The sequence below is a fragment of the Bosea sp. ANAM02 genome (assembly GCF_011764485.1).
GTDB lineage: Bacteria > Pseudomonadota > Alphaproteobacteria > Rhizobiales > Beijerinckiaceae > Allobosea.
Window position 1 is genome coordinate 1,399,214 of sequence record NZ_AP022848.1, and the last position, 20,680, is coordinate 1,419,893.

Here is a 20,680-nt window from a genome sequence, read left to right on the forward strand (position 1 = left end):
AGGAGCGGACGTAGTCCGCGTCTCGAAGGATGTTCCAGCCGGCTCCGGAGATATCTGAAGCATCCTTCGAGACGCCGCTTCGCGGCTCCTCAGGATGAGGGCTGAGATGATGAGTGCATCTATGAGGCGCATCCAGCAGCCCGGCACCGGCACGCCCGAGCGCATCCAGTGGGTGGCATGCGGCGGGCGGGCCTTCTCTCTGACGCTGCCGGCCGGCATGCCGCTGCTGGAGGCGGTGAGGAGCGGTTTCGCGGCCGAGGGTTTCGTCTCCGGCGTGATGAATCTCGACGGGCTCTCGCTCGCGCCCTTCGCCTATGTGATGCCGGCCTTGTCGAAGACGCCCGAACATGCCGCCTTCTACAGCGAGACCTTCCGGCCCAAAGACGGAGCGCGCATCGAGGTCGGCGCGATGACCTTCGGCCAGCGCGACGGGGCGCCGTTCTTTCATGCCCATGCGCTGTGGGTCGAGGGCGATGGCAAGCGCAGCGGCGGGCATATCCTGCCGGACGAGACGGTGGTTGCCGAGACGATCACGCTGCAAGCGGTCGGACTCGATGGTGCGGTGTTCACGGCCGAGCCGGACAGTGAGACGCATTTCAAGCTGTTCGGGCCGGTGGCAGGGGCATCTGGTGGAGCCGGCGAGGGGTGCTTCTATGCGCTACGTGTGAAGCCGAACGTCGATTTCTGCGGGGCGCTGGAAGCGTTCTGTGCTGAGCGCGGCATCCGCGAGGCGGTCATCCACGGCGGTGTCGGTTCGATCATCGGCGCGCGGTTCGTCGATGGCTGCGTAGTCGAGAATTTCGCGACGGAGGTTGCGATTACGGATGGGCGGGTCTTGGTCGGCGCAGGCGGCTTCGAAGCGACGATCAATGTCGCGCTGGTCGACTATAGCGGCGCGTTGGCGAGCGGGAGGCTGAAGCGTGGCGACAATCCCGTGCTGATGACCTTCGAGTTGGTGCTGGAAGCGCGCTGACGCGGCGCCGCATCAATTCAAAGGGGCGCAGTCATCCCGGACAAGCGGCTTCAGCCGCGCAGATCCGGGACCCATGCCGGAGCGCATCCGGAGTAGGTTCAGGCATGGATCCCGGGTCTACGCTTCGCTCCGCCCGGGATGACAGGGAGGTTGAGTTTAACCGCCCCGCTGCTTCGCGATCTCCCGATTGCGTAGGTCCTTGCGCATGATCTTGCCGGTGGCCGTCAGCGGCAGCTCCGTCACGAACTCGACCTCGCGCGGGTATTGGTAGGCCGCCAGCCGGTCGCGCACGAAGGCCTGGATTTCGGTCGCCAGCTCCGCCGTCGGCGTCACGCCCGGCTTCGGCAGGACGAAGGCCTTGACGATCTCGGTGCGGACGGGATCGGGCACGCCGACGACCGCGACCATCAGTACCGCCGGGTGGCGAATGATGCAGTCCTCGATATCGCCCGGTCCGATGCGGTAGGAGCCCGACGAGATGATGTCGTCGTCGCGGCCCTGGAACCAGAAATAGCCCTCCTCGTCGCGCGTGCCGCTGTCGCCGGTAACGAGCCAGTCGCCGATGAACTTGGCTGCGGTGGCCTCGGGCTGGTTCCAGTATTCCAGCATCATCACCGGGTCGGGTCGAGCGACCGCGATCAGCCCCTGCTCGCCATCGGGCAGTTCGCGGCCTTCCGGAGAGATTACCGCGACGCGGTGGCCGGGCACGGCGCGGCCCATCGAGCCGGGCTTCACCGGGTAGAGGCCGGCGCAGTTGGCGACGAGGAGGTTCGCCTCGGTCTGGCCGTAGAACTCGTTGACCGGGAAGCCGAAGGTCTCGCAGCTCCAGTCGAGCATGTCGGCGCCGAGCGTCTCGCCGCCGGTGCCGATCGAGCGCATCGCATAGCCGAAGCGCCTGGGATTGCCGACCTGCCGCATCAGCTTGAGCGCCGTCGGCGGCAGGAAGGCGTTGCGCACCTTGTGCCGTGCCATCAGTGCGAAGGCGGCATCGGGATCGAATTTGCGGGCGCGGGAAGCCAGCACCGGCACGCCGCAATAGAGGCTGGGCAGGAGCACGTCGAGCAGGCCGCCGATCCAGGCCCAGTCGGCCGGTGTCCAGAACAGGTCGTGGGCTTGCGGGAAGAACTCCTGCGGCATCTGCACGCCGGGCAGATGGCCAAGCAGGACGCGATGGGCATGCAACGCGCCCTTCGGTTTCCCCGTCGTGCCGGAGGTGTAGATGATCACGGCCGGGTCGTCGGCGCGCGTATCGGCGGCGTTGAAGCGGTCGGAGGCCTTGGCCATCTCCGCCTCGAAATCGAGATGACCGGCGCCGCCGACGACGAAGATCTTGCGCAGGTTCGGCAGGGCGTCGCGGATCGCCTCGACCTTGCCGATATTCTCCGCATCGGTGACGAGCACGCTGGCGCCGCTATGGCCGAGCCGATGCTCCAGCGCCTCCGGTCCGAACAGGATGAAGAGCGGCAGCGCGATGGCGCCCAGCTTGTAGGCGCCGAGATGGGCGATCGCGGTCTGCGGCGATTGCGGCAGCAGGATGCCGACGCGCTCGCCCGGGCCGATGCCGTGAGCGGCGAGCAGGTTGGCGAAGCGGTTCGACGCGCGGGACAATTCATTGAAGGAAAGCGTCGCGACCTTGCCTCCGTCCTCCTCGAAGATCAGCGCCGGCTTGCCCGAGCCATCCGCATGGGCATCCGAGCACGCCGTGCCGATATTGAAGCGCTCCGGGATGCGCCAGGCGAAGCGGCGCAGCGTGTCGTCATAGGTGGTGCCGCGTTCGAGCATGTCCGGCCTCGGCCTGTTCGCAGAGGCCCGATTAGGCGTGCGATGACCGGAACTGGCAAGCTGCGGGCAAACGCATCTGGTGTGGGAAGAAGGGCATCCTGCCGCAATGGAAGGGGTCGCCGCGGCCGTCGTCTCATGTTATACATTTTGTAGAACATGGAGGATCGAGGCGATGAGCGAACTGAAGAAGGTCGAGGAGACCGAAGCAACCGTGCTGCAGATCCGCAAGATCGGCAATTCGCTCGGGCTGATCCTGCCGAAGGAGCTGCTGGCACAGCTCGGCTTCAGCGAAGGCGACAAGCTCGATATCGTGCGGCAGCCGGAGGGTGGCCTCAAGCTCCAGCGCCATGACGATCTGCATGCCCGCGGCATGGCGATCGCCCGCAAGTCCTTCAAGAAATACGCTGCCACCTATCGCGAGCTCGCCAAATGAGCGAGCCGCTTTGGGTAAGCGTCGAGCTTGCCCTGGACATCCATGCGGAGCAGCTCGCTCTATTCGGAGGGCCGGAAGGTGTTCGCGATCGCGGCCTGCTCGAATCTGCCTTGGCTCGCGCTCCGAACAAGTTCTCCTATGGCGAAACCAGCCTCGCGGCATTGGCTGCGGCCTATGCGTTCGATGTCGCCCGGAATCAACCGTTCATCGACGGCAACAAGCGGGCGGCCTTCGCTTGCATGTTCGTTTTCCTTGGTTTGAACGGCATCGATTTCGATGTCGAGCCCGCGATGGCCGCCGCCGCAATCCTCGCGCTTGCTGCTGGCGAGGTCGAGGAGGACGGGCTGACGCGCTGGATCCGCGACAACTGGCCGAAGGATATGCCTGCATGACCAAGCCGATCTGGGTCGAAGCCGCGATCAACGGCCCCTGGGGCAAGGAGCGCCAGCCCGGCATTCCGATCAGTATTCCGGATATCGTCGCCGATGGCATCGCCGCCGTGGAGGCGGGCGCGGCGATCGTGCATCTGCATGTCTACGACATGGCGACGGGGCGGCAGCGCGACGACTGGGAACTTTATGCGCAGGCGATCGAGGGCATCCGGGCCAGGGTCGATGCCATCGTCTATCCGACCATCCCGATCCTCGGTTCCGGCTATGCCGGCGACATGATCGGGTCGGGCCGCTACACCCATCTGGAGGAACTGGCGAAGCGCGGGCTTGCCGAATGGGGCGTGCTCGATCCTGGTTCCTGCAACTGGACGACCTTCGCCGGCATTCCGCAGGGCGAGGCCGGCTTCATCTACCAGAATCCCGGCGAGCATATCCGCGAGGGGATGGAGGTGGCGCAGCGACACAAGGTCCATCCGAGCTACGCGATCTACGAGCCCGGCTTCACGCGGCTCGGAGCGGCGCTGGCCAAGGCCTATCCGGGCATGCCGATGCCGATCTACCGGCTGATGTTCTCGGATGCTTTCGCCTGGGGCTTTCCGCCGCGCGAATGGGCGCTGGAGGCGCATCTCAGGCTGCTGGCCGAGGATGCGCCGGAGGCACCGGTGATGATAGCCGGGCTCGGCGTCGATCTCTCCGATCTCATCGGCCCGGCCGTGGCGCGGGGCGTCCATGTCCGTGGCGGGCTGGAGGATGCGCCTTTCGGCTGCGACAAGACCAATCGTGAATTGATCGCGGATACCGTCCGCCGGGTCGAGGCTGCCGGCGGAAAGCCTGCCAGCGCGGCCGAGGTGCGGGACTGGCTGTCGCGGCTAGGGAAGGGAGAGGCGCGGTGAGCGTGCGTGACAAACTGCTCGAACGGTTCCTGCGCTATGTCGCGATCGAGAGCCAGAGCGACATGAAGGCGACGCGCCTGCCGAGCACACCGGGCCAGCAGGTTCTGGCGGAGCTGCTCGCGGAGGAGCTGCGCGCACTCGGGCTGGAGAACATCGTCATCGACGACCATGCCACGGTGACGGCGCTGAAGCGCGGCACCAAGCCCGGCGCGCCGCGCATCGGCTTCATCGCCCATGTCGATACGGTCGATGTCGGCCTGTCGCCGGTGGTCAAGGCGCAGGTGCTGCGCTTCACGGGCGACGATCTTTGCCTCAATGCCGAGAAGGACATCTGGCTGCGCGTCGCCGAGCACCCGGAGATCGCCCCCTACAAGGGCAACGAGATCGTCTTCAGCGACGGCACCAGCGTGCTCGGCGCCGACAACAAGGCGGCGGTCGCGATCGTGATGACGCTGCTGGCGGAACTGCGTCCCGTGGACGAGCATGGCGACATCCTGGTCGCCTTCGTGCCGGACGAGGAGATCGGCCTGCGCGGCGCCAAGGCGCTCGACCTCGCCCGGTTCGACTGCGATTTCGCCTATACGATCGACAGTTGCGAGGTCGGCGAGGTCGTCTGGGAGAATTTCAACGCCGCCATGGCCGAAATCGTCTTCACGGGCGTCACCGCCCATCCGATGTCGGCCAAGGGCGTTCTGGTGAACCCGATCCTGATGGCGCAGGACTACATGGCCGCCTTCGACCGAGCGCAGACGCCGGAGAACACGGCCGGCCGCGAGGGCTATACCTGGTTCGTCGAACTCGTCGCCAATGCGGCCGAGGCGGTGCTCAGGGCCAATATCCGCGATTTCGACAAGGCGTCCTTCGAAGCGCGCAAGCGTCGGATCGGCGAGGTCGCGGCCGAGATCGCCAAGCGCTATCCGACCGGGCGCGTCACCTCGGAGGTGACGGATGTCTACGGCAATATCGCCGACAGTCTTGGCGAAGACCGGCGCTCGGTCGATCTGCTGATGGCGACGCTTGCCGAGTTGCAGATCGCGCCGAAGCTGATCCCGATGCGGGGCGGCACGGACGGCGCGGCCCTCTCGGCACGCGGTCTGCCGACGCCGAATTTCTTCACCGGCGCGCATAATTTCCACTCGCGCTTCGAGTTCCTGCCGCTGCCGGCCTTCGAGACCTCCTATGAGGTGGCGCGGCGCATCTGCCTGCTGGCGGGGCAGGGCGCCTAGCGCCGTACGGCTGTCATTCCGGGGCGCCCGAAGGGCGAACCCGGAACCCACGACCGGATGAGCGGCCTGCAACGAGGCATCGAACGTCCCGCCAGTCGTGGTTTCCGGGTTCTTCGCTGTGCGAAGCCCCCGAATGACAAGGAAGCACGTAGCGCGGCTTGTCGCATTGGCGTGCGGCTTACCGGCGCCTACATGAGGTGGGCAGGAACAGCGAAAGCACGATCCGCATGTCCGAACGCGACGCCGAAGCCAACCGATTCTCCGCCCGCGCTGCACGCTATGCCCGTGTCGGCGCCAATGTCGGCGGGGTCGCGGCCCGGATCGCGGGCGCCCGGCTCTTCGGCGTCGAGGGGCGCGACGCCACCAATGCCGAGGCGCTGGCCAAGGCGCTGGGTGGGCTGAAAGGCCCGATCATGAAGGTGGCGCAGCTCGTCGCCACCATCCCCGACGTCGTGCCGCCGGAATACGCCGCCGAACTGCAGAAGCTGCAATCGCAGGCGCCGCCGATGGGCGCCGCCTTCGTCAAGCGGCGGATGATGGCGGAACTCGGCGCCAACTGGCGCGAGCGCTTCGGCGCCTTCGACCTGAAGCCGGCAGCGGCCGCCTCATTGGGGCAGGTGCATCGTGCGACGACGCTGGATGGCGCGGCGCTCGCCTGCAAGCTGCAATATCCTGACATGGAATCGGCGGTGGAGGCCGATATCGCGCAGCTCGAAGTGCTGTTCTCGCTGCACCGGCGCATGGGCGCGGTGATCGACACGACCGAGATCGCCAAGGAGATCGGCGCGCGCGTTCGCGAGGAGCTGGACTACCGGCGCGAGGCCAAGCATGCCGCGCTCTACCAGGCTATGCTGTCGGACACGCCGGAGGTGCGCGTGCCGGCGCTGGAGCCGGCTTTGTCGACGCGCCGGCTCCTGACCATGCACTGGCTGGAGGGCAGCCCGATCCTCTCGCACAAGCAGGACGGGCAGGTGGTGCGCGACCGGATCTCGACCGCGATGTTCAAGGCGTGGTGGCGCCCGTTCAGCCATCACGGCGTCATCCATGGCGATCCGCATCTCGGAAATTACACCGTGTTCTCGGAGGGCGGCGAGCCGGAGGGCATCAACCTGCTCGACTATGGCTGCATCCGCATCTTCCCGGAGAGCTTCGTCGGCGGCGTGGTCGATCTCTACAAGGGCCTGCGCGACGGCGAGGAGGCCCGCGTCGTCCATGCCTACGAGACCTGGGGCTTCAAGGGGCTGACCAAGGACCTCGTCGATACCCTGAACATCTGGGCGCGCTTCATCTACGGGCCCTTGCTGGAGGATCGGGTCAGGCGCATCGCCGAGGATGTCAGCCCGGCCGAATACGGCCGCAAGCAGGCTTTCCAGGTGCATCAGGCGCTGAAGGCGCGCGGGCCGGTGACGGTGCCGCGCGAGTTCGTCTTCATGGACCGCGCCGCGATCGGGCTCGGCGGCGTCTTCCTCCATCTCGACGCCGAATTGAACTTTCACCGTTTGTTCGAGGCGGAGATCGAGGGATTTTCGGTGGAGCGCGTCGCCGAAAGGCAAGGCGCCGCGCTGGTCGCGGCAGGACTGAAGCCGGCAGGCTGACGCGCGAGGCGAGGCTCCGGCGTCCCGCTCCACGGTTGCTGCAAGCTGCCGCGTTGCCCGTGCGTCGCGGGTGCGCTACAGGGCTTGCAGAGACTTCGTCTTTTTCAGGATCGAGACCATGGCCGACCACGCCCATCATGCCGACGCCCCCGCGATGGACTATCCCGAGCATGAGCGGACCTATACCGGCTTCATTCATTTCGCCGAGGTCGGAACGGTCGCCTGCCTCGCCATCGTCGCGGCGCTCGCCGTCGGCGGCACCAAGCATGCCTGGGGTACGGCGCTGATCGGCACGCTGCTCGCCGTTCTCGGCACCGGCGTCGGCATCGCCGCTCCTTCGATCGGCTGGCGCGCGCCGCTCGTCTCGCTCGTGCTGATGCTGCTCGCGCTGCTGCTGCTCTGACCGTTTTTCGGTAGCGGCCCGCAAGCCCTGCCCACCCGCGCGTTGTCGCCCCGGCCGAAAGGCGCGGGGCGAAATCGCGTCTGGTGACATGGCGGCGGTCGCCGTTGCCGGTCGGCGTACGATTTTACAGTCTGCCAGCCGGGGTCAGGCCGGCAGGATCAGGCAGCCGAAGCGCCAGCCGTTCGACCAGCGGACCTCGGCGCGCACCTCGCCGCGCTCGGGCAGTTCGACGGTGACGATCGAGCCGACGAGGACGGTCTCCTCCGCCTCGGCCATGAAGCCCGCATCCGAGATATTGCCGAGCCGGGCGAAAAGCTCGCGCCCGGCATGGTCGACCACGGTGATGTCGGCCGTGCACTCCCAGCGCGCCGGACGGTCGACGTGCTTGTGCTCTGTCGCTGCCATCATCAGTGCATGCCCCCTTGCCATTGTGCGGCCAAGATTGGCGCAAGAGCTTTCGGTCGGCTTAAAGGCGGCATGAGAGTTGTCCGGACCTGATGTTTCAGGCCCGGAAATCGGTTCTTTCTGGCGCCGCAGGGTGATCTCGGGACGAAACGGCGGGCATGTATCGCATCTTCAAGGTTCTCGTCCTGGGCTGCGCCCTGGCCTATCTCGGCGTGCTGGCGACGCTCTATCTCAGGCAGCGCGAGATGATGTATCCGCGTGATCCGGCGCGGGCCGAGATCGGCTCGGCCGGGCTGGCCGCCGCCGAGGAGGCCGGCGTGACCACCGCCGATGGCGAACGGCTCGTCGCCTGGGTGGTGCCGCCGCGCGCCGGCAAGCCGGTCGTGCTCTATTTCCACGGCAATGCCGGCAATCTCGGGCGGGCCGGACGGATCGAGCGCTTCCGGGCGCTGACCGAGGATGGCACCGGGCTCTTCGCGATCAGCTATCGCGGCTATGGCGGCTCCACGGGCCTGCCCAGCGAGGAAGGGCTGCTGCAGGATGCGCGGGCGGCCTATGGCGCGGCGGCGGCGCGTTTCGGCGCGGGAAAGCTGATCGGCTATGGCGAGTCGCTGGGTACCGGCGTGGTGCTGAAGCTGGCGGCCGAGGTGCCGCTCCAGGCTGTGGTGCTGGAAGCGCCCTATCGCTCGACGCTCTCCGTGGCGCAGGGCATATATCCCTATCTGCCGCTCAGTCTGGTGATGCTGGACCAGTTCCGTTCGGACGCGCTGATCGGCCGGGTCCGGGCGCCGCTGCTCTTCCTGCATGGCGAGCGCGACCAGGTCATCCCCTTCGCGCAGGGACAGCAGCTCTACGACCTCGCGAACGAGCCCAAGCGCTTCCTGCGCTTCCCGTCCGGGCGGCATTCGGACCTGCCGCGCCACGGATCGCTCGGCGAGGTCCGGCGTTTCCTCGCGGAGATCGCTTCAGGGGGCGTCGTCGCGGCGGAAAGCCGGACGATCGGGGAGGGCGCGGCTTCGCGCCCCTGATGGGGGCTCCCGAAGCCCGGTCAGCTCCGGAAGAAGCCGCCGCCGCCGAGGCGCGAGGAGCCGGCACGGGCGGTGGCGTTGTTGCCGTCGAGCGCCAGCGCCCTCTGATAGGCTTCGGAGGCTTCCGCCTTCTTGCCGAGCTTCTCGAAGGCGAAGCCGCGGCCGGCCCAGGCATCGGCATTGCGGTTGTCGACATTCAGCGCCGCGGTGAAATCTTCCTGCGCGGATTCGTATTTGCCGAGCGCGTTCAGGCTCTGGCCGCGTGCGATATAGGGCGGGGCGGTGTAGGGATTGCGGTCGATCACCGAATCGAAATCGGTGACGGCGTGCTGATGCTGGCCTTCCTTCTGGTAGACGAGGCCGCGGGCATGGAAGGCTTCCGCCGATTCGGGGTTGAGCCGGATCGCGGTGTTGAGATCGGCCAGCGCCTGCTGGCTGTTGCCCTGCTGGCGCAGCAGGTTGGCGCGGGCGATATAGGCCGGCGCGTAGTTCGGATTGGCGGTGGTGGCGCGATTGAAATCGGCGAGCGCCGAATCGGCGCGGCCGCTCTGGCGCAGCGCCAGGCCGCGATTCGTGTACGCGGAGGCGAGATTCGGATCGAGCTGGACAGCTTTGGTGAAATCCCCGATCGCATCCGAGAAGCGGCCGACGCGGGCATAGGCCGCGCCGCGGGTGTTATAGGCGCCCGGGTCGCTCGGGTTGCGGGCGATGACGTCGCTCAGCGAGCTGATATTGACGCTGGCATCGGCGGCGTCACGCGTGTCGAGCTCGGCGACCGCGGGCTGGGAGCCGAGATTGGAGACGGTGTCGCAACCCGCGAGCGCCAGCGCGATGCCGGCTGCGGCCAACCAGTTACTGCCTCGGATCATGCTCTGCCTCATCGGTTCCGTGCTTCGCCTGCCGCGATGCCCCCGGCGCCCGGAGATGACGGACCTTTCGGTCGCCGCGGACTGATCGCGCTCCCCAACCGACAGCGCCTGCCGGAGAGAAAACGCCCGAAACCCGCCAAAACTTGGTTAACGCCGCTGAAAAGACGACGCGCCCGGAGCGGGCTCCAGGCGCGAAACGCTATCGGCCCTGTTGGCGGCCCTTCACGGGGCCGCCCGAGAGGGAATCAGGGGCGCTTGGGCTTCACCGGCGCAGGCAGGAGGCCTTCGCGCTGGAGCTTCTTGCGCTGGAGCTTGCGGGCGCGGCGGACGGCCTCGGCCGACTCGCGGGCGCGCTTCTCGGAAGGCTTCTCGTAATGACCACGAAGCTTCATCTCACGGAAGATGCCCTCGCGCTGCATCTTCTTCTTGAGGGCGCGGAGCGCCTGATCGACATTGTTGTCGCGAACGAGAACCTGCACGTGAAACGTCCGTCCTTAAGCGGTTGATCCAGAAATGAGGGCCGGCGGTAAGGCAGAGCCCACCGCGCGAAGATGGGTGCGGATAGCAGAATTCATTTCGCCTGTCCACGCCGCGATCCCTTGAAAATGCGGGGCCGCATGCAGTTCGGACATAGGAGGGGCCGGGCTCTCACGCGCGCTCGTCGGTGACGCGGGTGACATGGCCCATCTTGCGGCCCGGACGGGCGTCGCGCTTGCCGTAGAGATGCAGATGCGCGCCGGGCTCGGCCAGCAATTCGCGCCAGCGCAGCGCGCTCGCGCCGATCAGATTCTCCATCTCGACACGGCCGCGCCGCGCGGTCGAGCCGAGCGGGAAGCCGCAGACGGCGCGGACATGCTGGTGGAACTGCGAGGTCTCAGCACCTTCGCTGGTCCAGTGCCCGGAATTATGGACGCGCGGGGCGATCTCGTTGACGACGACGCGTTCGGCGAGGCCGTCCTCCGCTTCCAGCACGAACATCTCGACGGCGAAGACGCCGACATAGCCGAGTGCCTCGCCGATGCGGCGGGCGGCGTCGATCGCCTGCAGAGCGGCGCCTTCCGAGAGCTGCGCGGGGATGCGCGTATAGGCGAGGATGTGGTCGCGATGCTCGTTCTCGCAGACGTCGAAGGCGGCGAAGGAGCCGTCGAGCCCGCGTGCCGCCACGACCGAGACCTCGCGCACGAAGGAGACGAAACCTTCGAGGATCGCCGGAAAGCGGCCGATCGCCTCATGCGCCTCGGCGAGGTCGCTGCCCGGCGCGATCTTCACCTGGCCCTTGCCGTCATAGCCGAAGCGGCGGGTCTTCAGGACCGAGGGGCGGCCGAGTTCGGCGGCGGCCGATTCGAGATCGGCGAGGGTATCGACGGCGCGGAACGGCGCGACGGCGAGCCCGAGCTCGGAGACGAAGCGCTTCTCGCTGAGCCGGTCCTGCGTCACCGCCAGGGCACGGGCGCCGGGATGGAGCGGCACGCGCGCCGCGAGGAAGGCGGCGGTGGCGGCCGGGACATTCTCGAACTCGTAGGTCACGACATCGACGGCGTCGGCGAAGCGGGCGAGCGCCTCCTGATCCTCGTATTCCGCGACGGTGTGACGCGCCGCGACGTCGAAGGCCGGGCTATCGACCTCGGGCGCGAAGATATGGCAGCGGATGCCGAGATCGGCGGCGGCGAGCGCCATCATCCGGGCGAGCTGCCCGCCGCCGAGGATGCCGAGCATGGCGCCGGGCGCGAGGCCGGTCGGAACGGGCGGGTTCATGCGTCGTCCCGGCTGGGGCGCTCGGCGATGCCGGCGCTCTGGCGGGCGCGATAGGCGTCGAGCCGTTCGGCGAGCGCGCTGTCGGAGAGTGCGAGCACCGCGGCGGCCAGCAGTGCGGCGTTGACCGCGCCGGCCCGGCCGATGGCGAGCGTGCCGACGGGAATGCCGGCGGGCATCTGCACGATCGAGAGCAGGCTGTCCTGGCCCGATAGAGCCTTGGATTCGACGGGGACGCCGAAGACCGGCAGCGGCGTCAGCGAGGCCGTCATGCCCGGAAGATGCGCCGCGCCGCCGGCTCCGGCGATGATGACCTTGAAGCCCTCGGCCTTCGCGCCCCTGGCGAAGTCGAAGAGCCGCTCCGGCGTGCGATGGGCCGAGACGATGCGGGCATCATAGGGGATGGCGAGCGCTTCGAGCGCCTCGGCCGCATGACGCATCGTCGCCCAGTCGGACTGGCTGCCCATGATGATGGCGACGGGGGGGCTGCTGGCTGCCATGGAATGCGCTCGGGCTCGGCTCCGGAAGCGCGCGATCTAGACCGGTCGATGCCGGGTAAGCAAGGGCGAATCGGCGTCAGGCAAGGTAATCGCATCCGGTTTTCGAGTCCTCATCCTGAGGCGCGGACCACAGGTCGGCGTCTCGAAGGATGTTCCATATGTCTCGCGAGCCTCCTGGGGCATCCTTCGAGACGCCGCTGTGCGGCCCCTCGGGACGAGGGCTCGGAGGACAAATGGACCTGCCTCAGGCGATGATGTCGGGCGTCAGCGCGTCCTCGATCTGGGAGATGCGGTCCTTGAGGTAGAGCTTGCGCTTCTTCAGGCGCTGGACCTGGACCTGATTGATCGAGCCGACGCGCTCCAGCGCGTCGATGGCGCTGTCGAGGTCGCGATGCTCCTCGCGCAGGCGTGCGAGTTCGGACGTGAAGGTCTCGACCTCTTCCGGGCTGAGCTCGAATCCCATGGGCATCTCATCATCGCCTTGATCGGGGGCGACTATGCGCGTGCCGCCCGGCGCCCTGCAAGTGCAGGCGAGGCGGCTCCGACATGGGGAAGCCATCTATTCACGGCTTTCCGGAAACGGACCGGTCACGATCACAGAATCTCATGAATGCCGTGTGACGGCGCGGGGAAGACGTGAAGCCGGCTCTATGTCAGATTGGTTGTGTCAACCGCTCATCAGGAGGATCCAGATGTCGTTGCAGACCCGTCTTGCGGAACTCGAGCGCAAGCACCGTCAGCTCGAAGATGCCATCGCCCAGGCTGTGGCCAGTCCGTCTTCGAGCGACCTCAGCCTCGCCGAGCTGAAGCGGAAGAAGTTGCAACTGAAGGATGAGATCGAGCGCGTCCGGATGACCATGCCGGAGCGAACCTTGCATTGAGCCTGCGGGCCTATCGGCCCGTCGAATGCTATGCCGATGCGGATTAACCGGCCCGAAAGGGCCGGTTTTTCGTTGGCGGCATGCCGAACAGCACGACCGTCAACGGATTGACACAAAGCGGCGGGAACTTCTGCCGCGATGACCGGTTCAGGCCGGGCGCGCATTGCGAGGGGAGGCAGCCATGGGCATCGTCTGGACCATCATCATCGGTTTCATCGCCGGCGTCGTCGCCAAGTTCATCACACCAGGTTCGAACGAGCCGTCCGGCTTCATCCTGACGACGATCCTCGGCATCATCGGCGCCTTCGTCGCGACCTGGCTCGGGCAGTCGCTCGGCTGGTACGCACCGGGCGAGGGTGCCGGGCTGATCGGCGCCGTCGTCGGCGCGATCATCGTTCTGGTCGTCTGGGGTGCGATCAGCGGCCGCAACCGCGCGGCCTGAAGGTGACCTTCCCTTCCCATATGGAGTGACCGCCGTGAGTGACGACAACAGCAGCAGCGGCTTTCCGTCCCTGACCGCCCTGCTCGGGCTCCTCGCCGTCGCCGGCTACCAGAACCGCGACAAGATCGCGGAATGGCTGGGCGGGCGCGGCCAGTCGGAACCGGGTCAGATTCCCGCTCCGCAGCCGGGCCAGGCCGGTGCCACGCCGCAGGGCGACGGGGGCGGGCTTCTCGGTGGCCTCGGCGGCCTTTTCGGCGCCGGTGGCATCGGCAGCGTGCTCAATGGCGGGCTCGGCGAACTCTCCGACCGGTTCAGGCAGGCCGGGCAGGGCGACAAGGTCGATTCCTGGGTGCAGCACGGGCCGAACCAGAATGTCGCGCCCGACGATCTGGAACAGGCGCTTGGCCCGCAGGTGATCGACACGATCGCGCGCCGCACCGGCCTGTCGCGGGACGAACTGCTCGACCGGCTGTCGCAGGTGCTGCCGGAAGCCGTCGATCGCTTCACGCCGAACGGGCGGATCGACCGCGCCGGGGCCTGACGAGCGCCTAACGGGCCGGCGGGTCGCTTAAGCTGCGCGGGCTCATTTCCGAACTATGGATCAGAGCTTGCCCTCGTCGACCAGCGACATGACATCGATGAATTCCCGCTTTGCGGTAAAGCGGCAGCGGAACGGCTTCTTGCCTTCCGTGCCCTTGTCAGCGGTGCCGTCGATGCTGAAGCTGCCGTCGGCAGCGGTCTTGGTCGCGCCGGTCTTGATGTAGAGCGGGCGCACGCCGTACTGGCCGGACGCCTCGCCGCGGCAATAGGCAGCCATGTTTCCAGGCGTCAGCGGCGCGCTCGATGCGGCCGGCATCGCCGGGGCCGAAGCGGCGGGTGGCGGTGGCGGCGCCGCCGTTTGAACGCAGCCGGCGAGCAAAGGCGACGTCAAGGCTGCAATCAACAGAACTTTCATGCTGGCCTCCCCAATGAGACGACTCTGGTGGTCGATGCGTTGTCAGCCGCGTTTCACGCGGCGCTGATCGATCGCTCGATCGATGCCAGCGCGTATCGGCTGCCCCTTACTCTTTTCCCGTCTTCGATCGATGTCAAAGAAACCGTTCGGCGCCCGCTGTCGCGGCCACCGACAGCTTCACAGTGCCCGCGCCATCTCGCGCAGGCGGAATTTCTGGATCTTGCCGGTCGAGGTTTTCGGCACCTCGGCGAAGACGATGGTGCGCGGGCATTTGAACGCGGCAAGATGCTCGCGGCACCAGGCGAAGATCTCGGCTTCGGTCGCGGTCTTGCCCGGCTTCAGTTCGATGAAGGCGCAGGGCGTCTCGCCCCATTTCTCGTCGGGGCGGGCGACCACGGCGGCGGCCTGCACGGCCGGGTGCTTGTAAAGCGCGTCCTCGACCTCGATCGAGGAAATGTTCTCGCCGCCTGAGATGATGATGTCCTTCGAGCGGTCCTTGAGCTGGATATAGCCGTCGGGGTAACGCACGCCGAGATCGCCGGTATGGAACCAGCCGCCGGCGAAGGCGGCTTCCGTCGACTTGCGGTTGCCGAGATAGCCTTTCATCACGACATTGCCGCGCATCATCACCTCGCCGAGCGTCTGGCCGTCGCGCGGGACGGGCTGCATCGTCTCGGGATCGAGCACGTCGAGCCCTTCGAGCGCCGGATAGCGCACGCCCTGGCGGGCCTTCTTGGCGGCCTGCTCGGCCGGCGAGAGGGCGTTCCAGTCGTCGTTCCAGTCGTTGACGACGGAGGGGCCGTAGCACTCGGTCAGCCCGTAGAGATGCGTCACCTCGAAGCCGGCCTGCTTCATGCCGGCGAGCACGGCCTCGGGCGGCGGGGCGGCGGCGGTGAAGAAGGAGACCGTCTGCGGGAAGTCGCGCCGCTCCTCGGGCGGCGCGTTGAGCAGCGTCGACATCACGATCGGCGCGCCGCAGAGATGGGTGACGCCATGGTCGGCGAGCGCGTCGTACATCGCCCTGGCGCGAACCTGGCGCAGGCAGACATGGGTGCCGGCGACGATCGAGATGGTCCAGGGGAAGCACCAGCCGTTGCAGTGGAACATGGGCAGCGTCCAGAGATAGACCGGGTGCCGGCCCATATTGCCGGTGATGACGTTCGAGGTCGCCAGCAGGTTGGCGCCGCGATGATGGTAGACCACGCCCTTGGGATCGCCGGTGGTGCCGGAGGTGTAGTTCAGCGCGATAGCGTCCCACTCGTCTCCCGGCATCAGCCAGTCGAAATCGGGATCGCCGGAGGCGACGAGTTCCTCGTATTCGATCTGGCCCAGTCGTTCGCCCGGGCCGTCATAGACGGGATCGTCATAGTCGATGACGATCGGTTTCGCCTTGCAGAGCGCGAGTGCCTCCCTGATCGTCTTCGAGAACTCCCGATCCGTGATCAGCACCTTCGCACCGCCATGGTCGAGCGAGAAGGCGATGATCGCCGCGTCGAGCCGTGTGTTCAGCGTATTGAGCACGGCGCCGGCCATCGGCACCCCGTAATGGCATTCGAGCATGGCCGGCGTGTTCGGCAGCATGGCCGCGACGGTGTCGTTCTTGCTGACGCCGTGCTTCGCCAGTGCCGAGGCGAGGCGGCGCGAGCGGGCATAGAACTCGGCATAGGAGCGGCGCAAAGACCCGTGGATGATCGCGGTGCGGTCCGGGAAAACCGAGGCCGCGCGCTCCAGGAAGGCGAGCGGCGTCAGCGGCTGGTAATTCGCCGGGTTGCGGTCGAGATCGGTATCATAGGCCGAACGGGTCATCGGGAGCCTTCCTCGCAAGCGCAGAAAGCCTTAGCGGCTGGCGCCTGCCTGCGTAATCCATCCCTTTTTCCGATGCGGCGCAATCGGGCGGGCCACCGGGTTTCTCCGAAACCGCCACGTCATTCCGGGGCAGGCCGCAGGCCTGAGCCCGGAATCCAGAGCCGATGCGGCTTTTCATGAGCAGCGGATCGGCCGATAGCTTTTCTCAGAGGGCATCGGCTCTGGATTCCGGGCTCATCGCTGCGCGACGCCCCGGAATGACGGTGTGATTCTTCAGCCGAGAAGATGCAGGCCGCGCAGGCCGTCATAGACGAGCTTGGCGCCGACCAGCAGCAGGAGCCAGTAGATGATTCCGTAGAAGCGCTCGGGCGGCACGCGCCGGACCAGCCAGACCCCGGCGAAGGTCGCGGCGACCGCGAAGGGCAGCAGCGCGGCGGAGGCCAGCAGGTTCTGGCCGTTGAGCTGGCCGAGGGCGAGATAGGGCACGAGCTTGACCAGATTCATCGCGGCGAAGAAGACCGCGCCGGTGCCGACGAAGACGGCGGGCTTCAGCTTCTGTGGCATGACATAGATCTGGAAGGGGGGGCCGCCGGCATGGGCGACCATGCTGGTGAAGCCGCAGAAGAAGCCCCAGAGGCTGCCGGCGCTCCAGTTCGCCTGTGTGGCGACCGTGGGCTTTTTGCCGTCGCTCAGCATGCGGCGCAAAGCGAAGCCGACCGAGATCAGGCCGACGGCGAGCACGACGGCCGCATCCGAAACCTTCGCCGCCAGCAGATAGCCCATGAGGATGCCGAGCAGGGCGCCCGGCGCCAGCGTTGCGAGATTGCGGCGATCGAAATCGCGCCGGTACGACCAGACCGAGACGACATCCTGCGCGATCAGCAGCGGCAGCATGATCGCTGCGGCCGTCACCGGCGAGACGACCAGCGCCATCAGGGGCAGCGAGAGCAGGCCGATCCCGGAAAAGCCGCCCTTGGCCAGCCCGGTCAGGACGACGGCCGGCACCATGGCGGCGAAGAAGAGCGGGTCGAAGGGCATGTGGTACTGCGTCGCAGGGCCGGGAAATGCAGGGCGGGATCGGCGAAAGTCTTAAGGCGGCGCGCTTGCGCTGGGCGCGGGGAAGAGCGCAGGGTTCGCGCAAAACCAGCCCCGCCATCGCCGGCTCGCTACGGGGCTTTAGGATGAAACCCGGCGCAGAGGAACGCTTCCGATGAATGGCTCCCATGCGGCGTCCGCCCGCTCCGAAGGCTATCGCGAGACCTATGCCCGTTGGCAGGCCGATCCGGACGCCTATTGGCTCGACATGGCCAGGGCGATCGACTGGATCAAGCCGCCCGAGAAGGCCTTCGATCCGACTGCGGGCATCTATGGCCGCTGGTTTCCGGATGCGACCTGCAACACCTGCTTCAACGCGCTCGACCGGCATGTCCGCGACGGGCGTGGCGAGCAGGTCGCCCTGATCCATGACAGCCCGGTCACCGGCACGAAGACGCGCTACACCTATGCTGAGATGCTGGAGGAGGTCGCGACGCTCGCCGCCGTCCTGCATGATCTCGGCGTCGGCAAGGGCGACCGTGTCCTGATCTACATGCCGATGGTGCCGGAGGCGGCCTTCGCCATGCTCGCCTGCGCGCGGATCGGCGCGGTGCATTCGGTGGTGTTCGGCGGATTCGCGGCCAAGGAACTGGCGACGCGCATCGACGATGCCGAGCCCAAGGTCATCCTGACCGCGACCTGCGGCATCGAGCCGACGCGCGTGGTCGAATACAAGCCGCTGCTCGACGGCGCGATCGAGATGGCCCGGCACAAGCCGCAGACCTGCGTCGTGCTGCAGCGGCCCCAGGCCGATGCCTCGATGCATGTCACCCGCGACAGGAACTGGCGCACGCTGGTCGCCGCCGCCAAGGCCGCCGGGCGCAAGGCGGAGTGCGTCGAGGTCGCCGCGACGGACCCGCTTTACATCCTCTACACCTCCGGCACGACGGGTAAGCCCAAGGGCGTGGTGCGCGACAATGGCGGGCACATGGTCGTGCTCAAGGCGACGATGGACCAGCTCTTCGATGTCGGGCCGGGCGAGGTGATCTTCTGCGCCTCCGATGTCGGCTGGGTCGTCGGCCACGGCTATATCGTCTACGCGCCGTTGATCCAGGGCGCGACCAGCGTGCTCTACGAGGGCAAGCCGGTCGGCACGCCCGACCCCGGCGCGTTCTGGCGGGTGATCGCCGAGCATGGCGCCAAGGTGCTGTTCACGGCCCCGACCGCTTTCCGCGCCATCCGCAAGGAGGACCCGGAGGGCAAATATCTCGCCGGTCACGACCTCTCGCGCTTCCGGGCGCTGTTCCTCGCCGGCGAGCGGGCCGATCCCGAGACGCTGAAATGGGCCGAGGAAATGCTCAAGGTGCCCGTGATCGACCATTGGTGGCAGACCGAGAGCGGCTCGCCGATCGTCGGCGACCCCTTGGGGTTGGGCCTGCTGCCGGTGAAGCATGGCTCGCCGACCGTGCCGCTGCCGGGCTGGGACGTGCAGTGCCTCGACGAGGGCGGGCGGCCGGTCGAGGCCGGCAAGATGGGCGCGATCGTGCTGAAGCTGCCGCTGCCGCCGGGTGCTCTCCCGACGCTCTGGAAAGACGATGCGCGCTTCAGGGAAGCGTATCTCGCGACCTATCCGGGCTTTTACAACACCTCGGATGCCGGGTTCATCGATGCGGACGGCTATGTCTTCATCATGGGCCGCACCGACGACATCATCAACGTCGCCGGACACCGGCTCTCGACCGGCGGCATGGAGGAGGTGCTGGCGGCGCATCCGGCCGTGGCGGAATGCGCGGTCGTCGGCATCCGCGACGCGCTCAAGGGCGAACAGCCCTGTGGCTTCGTGGTGCTGAAGGCCGGCGCGACCATGACGCCCGAGCAGGTCGAGAAGGAGCTCGTCGCGCTGGTGCGCGAGCGGATCGGGCCAGTGGCGGCCTTCAAGCTGGCGCTGACGGTCGCGCGATTGCCGAAGACGCGCTCGGGCAAGATTCTCAGGGCGACGATGAAGAAGATCGCCGATGGCGAGGATTACGCCGTGCCGGCGACGATCGAGGACGTCGCGGTGCTCGGCGAGATCGACACGGCGCTGAAGGGCAGGGGGATCGGGTAGGCTCTACCCCCTACCGCCACCCCGCAAGGTCATCCCGGGCGGAGCGCAGCGCAGACCCGGGATCCATTCCGGAACGGTTCAGGCATGGATCCCGGATCGGCGCCGCTGACGCGGCTTGTCCGGGATGACGGTGTTGTGGGGTAGAGGCTAGAGAGCCTCAGCCCTCGTCGTCCTCGTCCTCGGCCGGGCGCTTGAGCTGCTTCAGCTTGGCGAAGACGGAATCGACGTCGATCGCGGCCTCCTCCTCGCGCTTCGGCCGGCTCATGTCGGCGAAGGGCTGGCTCTCGCTGGGCTTCGGCTCCGGCGCGGTCGCTTCCTCGACGGTCAGCAGGGTCGAACCGGCCTCGGCGAGCGCGGCCGGGCGGTCCTTGGCGGCGCGGCCGACCTCGAAATCGAGATCGATCTGCGAGCACAGGCCGAGGCTGACCGGGTCGATCGGGGTGAGCTGCTGGGCGTTCCAGTGGGTGCGGTCACGGATCTGCGCGATGGTCGACTTTGTCGTGCCGATCAGGCGGATGATCTGCGCGTCCTTGAGCTCGGGATGGTTGCGCAGCAGCCAGAGGATGGCGTTCGGACGGTCCTGGCGCTTCGAGACCGGAGTGTAGCGCGGGCCCTTGGTGCGCTTGATCTCCGGCACCTTCACCTTGCGCTCGGCGAGCTTGAGGTGATGGTTCGGGTTCTTGGCGGCGCGCTCAAGCTCCTCGCGGGTGAGCTGGCCAGAGGTGATCGGGTCGAGGCCCTTGATGCCGGCGGCGACTTCGCCGTCCGCGATGCCGCGCACTTCGAGCGGGTGCAGCTTGCAGAACTCGGCGATCTGCTCGAAGGTCAACGAGGTGTTCTCGACCAGCCAGACCGCGGTGGCCTTGGGCATCAGCGGGGTTTGTGACACGGGACGGTCTCCTCTTCGCCTTCGCGCCGCCGCTCGCAGGGGCTCCAAAAGGCAGGGTCGCGGACAATAGCTCTCATGCGCCGACCGGCCTCCCCGGCCGGCCATCCAAATCATCGACGATGAGCAGGATGGCGCGCCTTATAGGCGAGGGCGGGGCAGGTGTCCATGAAAAGCGTGTGATTGCGGTGGCGTGCTCGCGAACGTTTTCGTCATGCCGGGACTGACCGCAGGCCCCAACCCGGGACCCATGAACGCGACTCCGTTCCAGCTCGTCATGCTCGCCCTTGTGGCGAGCATCCACGTCGTGAACACGA

At 67.2% G+C, this 20,680-nt stretch carries 23 protein-coding genes; 12 read left to right on the forward strand and 11 right to left on the reverse strand.

The window, feature by feature from the left end; all coding sequences use genetic code 11:
- Window positions 1–121: 121 nt before the first annotated feature.
- On the forward strand, window positions 122–973 hold the full coding sequence (locus OCUBac02_RS06725) for a PCC domain-containing protein (protein WP_173044374.1): 852 nt from the start codon (window positions 122–124) through the stop codon (window positions 971–973).
- Window positions 974–1,129: 156 nt separating this feature from the next.
- Here the strand turns inward: OCUBac02_RS06725 and OCUBac02_RS06730 are convergent, their stop codons facing one another.
- The gene (locus OCUBac02_RS06730) at window positions 1,130–2,755 is read right to left on the reverse strand and encodes an acyl-CoA synthetase (protein ID WP_173044376.1); all 1,626 of its coding nucleotides are present in this window, start codon (window positions 2,753–2,755) and stop codon (window positions 1,130–1,132) included.
- A 172-nt stretch (window positions 2,756–2,927) separates the two neighbouring features.
- Here OCUBac02_RS06730 and OCUBac02_RS06735 point away from each other — a divergent pair, with 172 nt between their 5' ends.
- The 6 genes from OCUBac02_RS06735 (at window position 2,928) to OCUBac02_RS06760 (ending at window position 7,697) form a co-directional block, all read left to right on the forward strand.
- Window positions 2,928–3,188 carry an AbrB/MazE/SpoVT family DNA-binding domain-containing protein gene (locus tag OCUBac02_RS06735; protein ID WP_052232068.1) on the forward strand — a complete coding sequence of 87 codons (261 nt, stop codon included), beginning with the start codon at window positions 2,928–2,930 and terminating at the stop codon, window positions 3,186–3,188.
- Window positions 3,185–3,580 (forward strand): type II toxin-antitoxin system death-on-curing family toxin, encoded by a 396-nt coding sequence (locus OCUBac02_RS06740; protein ID WP_173044378.1) that lies wholly within the window; start codon window positions 3,185–3,187, stop codon window positions 3,578–3,580. Before OCUBac02_RS06735 ends, OCUBac02_RS06740 begins: the two co-directional genes overlap by 4 nt.
- Window positions 3,577–4,473: a beta-keto acid cleavage family enzyme gene (locus OCUBac02_RS06745; protein ID WP_173044380.1), complete on the forward strand. Its 897-nt coding sequence runs from the start codon at window positions 3,577–3,579 to the stop codon at window positions 4,471–4,473. The genes OCUBac02_RS06740 and OCUBac02_RS06745 overlap by 4 nt, the downstream gene beginning before the upstream one ends.
- Window positions 4,470–5,699 (forward strand): peptidase T, encoded by a 1,230-nt coding sequence (pepT, locus tag OCUBac02_RS06750; protein WP_173044382.1) that lies wholly within the window; start codon window positions 4,470–4,472, stop codon window positions 5,697–5,699. Before OCUBac02_RS06745 ends, pepT begins: the two co-directional genes overlap by 4 nt.
- A gap of 227 nt (window positions 5,700–5,926) precedes the next feature.
- Window positions 5,927–7,294 (forward strand): ABC1 kinase family protein, encoded by a 1,368-nt coding sequence (locus OCUBac02_RS06755; protein ID WP_173044384.1) that lies wholly within the window; start codon window positions 5,927–5,929, stop codon window positions 7,292–7,294.
- A gap of 118 nt (window positions 7,295–7,412) precedes the next feature.
- On the forward strand, window positions 7,413–7,697 hold the full coding sequence (locus OCUBac02_RS06760; RefSeq protein ID WP_047576116.1) for an aa3-type cytochrome c oxidase subunit IV: 285 nt from the start codon (window positions 7,413–7,415) through the stop codon (window positions 7,695–7,697).
- A 144-nt stretch (window positions 7,698–7,841) separates the two neighbouring features.
- Here the strand turns inward: OCUBac02_RS06760 and OCUBac02_RS06765 are convergent, their stop codons facing one another.
- Window positions 7,842–8,105 carry a PilZ domain-containing protein gene (locus OCUBac02_RS06765; protein ID WP_173044386.1) on the reverse strand — a complete coding sequence of 88 codons (264 nt, stop codon included), beginning with the start codon at window positions 8,103–8,105 and terminating at the stop codon, window positions 7,842–7,844.
- Window positions 8,106–8,260: 155 nt separating this feature from the next.
- Between OCUBac02_RS06765 and OCUBac02_RS06770 the strand changes: the two genes are divergently transcribed.
- Window positions 8,261–9,130: an alpha/beta hydrolase gene (locus OCUBac02_RS06770; RefSeq protein ID WP_173044388.1), complete on the forward strand. Its 870-nt coding sequence runs from the start codon at window positions 8,261–8,263 to the stop codon at window positions 9,128–9,130.
- Between the two features lie 20 nt (window positions 9,131–9,150).
- Here OCUBac02_RS06770 and OCUBac02_RS06775 read toward each other — a convergent pair whose 3' ends face one another.
- The 5 genes from OCUBac02_RS06775 to OCUBac02_RS06795 form a co-directional block, all read right to left on the reverse strand.
- Window positions 9,151–9,999, reverse strand: a complete 849-nt coding sequence (locus tag OCUBac02_RS06775; RefSeq protein WP_173044390.1) for a tetratricopeptide repeat protein — start codon at window positions 9,997–9,999, stop codon at window positions 9,151–9,153.
- Between the two features lie 245 nt (window positions 10,000–10,244).
- Window positions 10,245–10,478 carry a 30S ribosomal protein S21 gene (rpsU, locus tag OCUBac02_RS06780; protein WP_047579559.1) on the reverse strand — a complete coding sequence of 78 codons (234 nt, stop codon included), beginning with the start codon at window positions 10,476–10,478 and terminating at the stop codon, window positions 10,245–10,247.
- 169 nt (window positions 10,479–10,647) lie between these two features.
- Window positions 10,648–11,754 (reverse strand): 5-(carboxyamino)imidazole ribonucleotide synthase, encoded by a 1,107-nt coding sequence (locus OCUBac02_RS06785; RefSeq protein WP_173044392.1) that lies wholly within the window; start codon window positions 11,752–11,754, stop codon window positions 10,648–10,650.
- Complete coding sequence (purE, locus tag OCUBac02_RS06790; protein ID WP_173044393.1) at window positions 11,751–12,251, reverse strand: 5-(carboxyamino)imidazole ribonucleotide mutase; 501 nt, start codon at window positions 12,249–12,251, stop codon at window positions 11,751–11,753. The genes OCUBac02_RS06785 and purE overlap by 4 nt, the downstream gene beginning before the upstream one ends.
- A gap of 244 nt (window positions 12,252–12,495) precedes the next feature.
- Window positions 12,496–12,714 carry a YdcH family protein gene (locus OCUBac02_RS06795; RefSeq protein ID WP_047580734.1) on the reverse strand — a complete coding sequence of 73 codons (219 nt, stop codon included), beginning with the start codon at window positions 12,712–12,714 and terminating at the stop codon, window positions 12,496–12,498.
- A 229-nt stretch (window positions 12,715–12,943) separates the two neighbouring features.
- Here OCUBac02_RS06795 and OCUBac02_RS06800 point away from each other — a divergent pair, with 229 nt between their 5' ends.
- The 3 genes from OCUBac02_RS06800 (at window position 12,944) to OCUBac02_RS06810 (ending at window position 14,115) form a co-directional block, all read left to right on the forward strand.
- Window positions 12,944–13,132, forward strand: coding sequence for a YdcH family protein (locus OCUBac02_RS06800; RefSeq protein ID WP_047580742.1), 189 nt, complete (start codon window positions 12,944–12,946; stop codon window positions 13,130–13,132).
- A 181-nt stretch (window positions 13,133–13,313) separates the two neighbouring features.
- Window positions 13,314–13,574 carry a GlsB/YeaQ/YmgE family stress response membrane protein gene (locus tag OCUBac02_RS06805; RefSeq protein ID WP_047580732.1) on the forward strand — a complete coding sequence of 87 codons (261 nt, stop codon included), beginning with the start codon at window positions 13,314–13,316 and terminating at the stop codon, window positions 13,572–13,574.
- A 34-nt stretch (window positions 13,575–13,608) separates the two neighbouring features.
- Window positions 13,609–14,115, forward strand: coding sequence for a YidB family protein (locus tag OCUBac02_RS06810; RefSeq protein ID WP_244639120.1), 507 nt, complete (start codon window positions 13,609–13,611; stop codon window positions 14,113–14,115).
- A gap of 60 nt (window positions 14,116–14,175) precedes the next feature.
- Here OCUBac02_RS06810 and OCUBac02_RS06815 read toward each other — a convergent pair whose 3' ends face one another.
- The 3 genes from OCUBac02_RS06815 to OCUBac02_RS06825 all read right to left on the reverse strand — a co-directional run bounded on the left by OCUBac02_RS06815 (window position 14,176) and on the right by OCUBac02_RS06825 (window position 17,373).
- A complete protein-coding gene (locus OCUBac02_RS06815; RefSeq protein WP_173044395.1) occupies window positions 14,176–14,529 on the reverse strand; it encodes a hypothetical protein in 354 nt (117 codons plus the stop codon).
- A 177-nt stretch (window positions 14,530–14,706) separates the two neighbouring features.
- Window positions 14,707–16,335 carry an acyl-CoA synthetase gene (locus OCUBac02_RS06820; RefSeq protein WP_173044397.1) on the reverse strand — a complete coding sequence of 543 codons (1,629 nt, stop codon included), beginning with the start codon at window positions 16,333–16,335 and terminating at the stop codon, window positions 14,707–14,709.
- 273 nt (window positions 16,336–16,608) lie between these two features.
- Window positions 16,609–17,373 carry a sulfite exporter TauE/SafE family protein gene (locus OCUBac02_RS06825; protein ID WP_047580729.1) on the reverse strand — a complete coding sequence of 255 codons (765 nt, stop codon included), beginning with the start codon at window positions 17,371–17,373 and terminating at the stop codon, window positions 16,609–16,611.
- Window positions 17,374–17,545: 172 nt separating this feature from the next.
- Here OCUBac02_RS06825 and OCUBac02_RS06830 point away from each other — a divergent pair, with 172 nt between their 5' ends.
- A complete protein-coding gene (locus OCUBac02_RS06830) occupies window positions 17,546–19,477 on the forward strand; it encodes a propionyl-CoA synthetase (RefSeq protein WP_173044399.1) in 1,932 nt (643 codons plus the stop codon).
- Window positions 19,478–19,634: 157 nt separating this feature from the next.
- Here the strand turns inward: OCUBac02_RS06830 and OCUBac02_RS06835 are convergent, their stop codons facing one another.
- Window positions 19,635–20,366: a DUF1013 domain-containing protein gene (locus tag OCUBac02_RS06835; protein ID WP_173044401.1), complete on the reverse strand. Its 732-nt coding sequence runs from the start codon at window positions 20,364–20,366 to the stop codon at window positions 19,635–19,637.
- Between the last annotated feature and the right edge of the window lie 314 nt (window positions 20,367–20,680).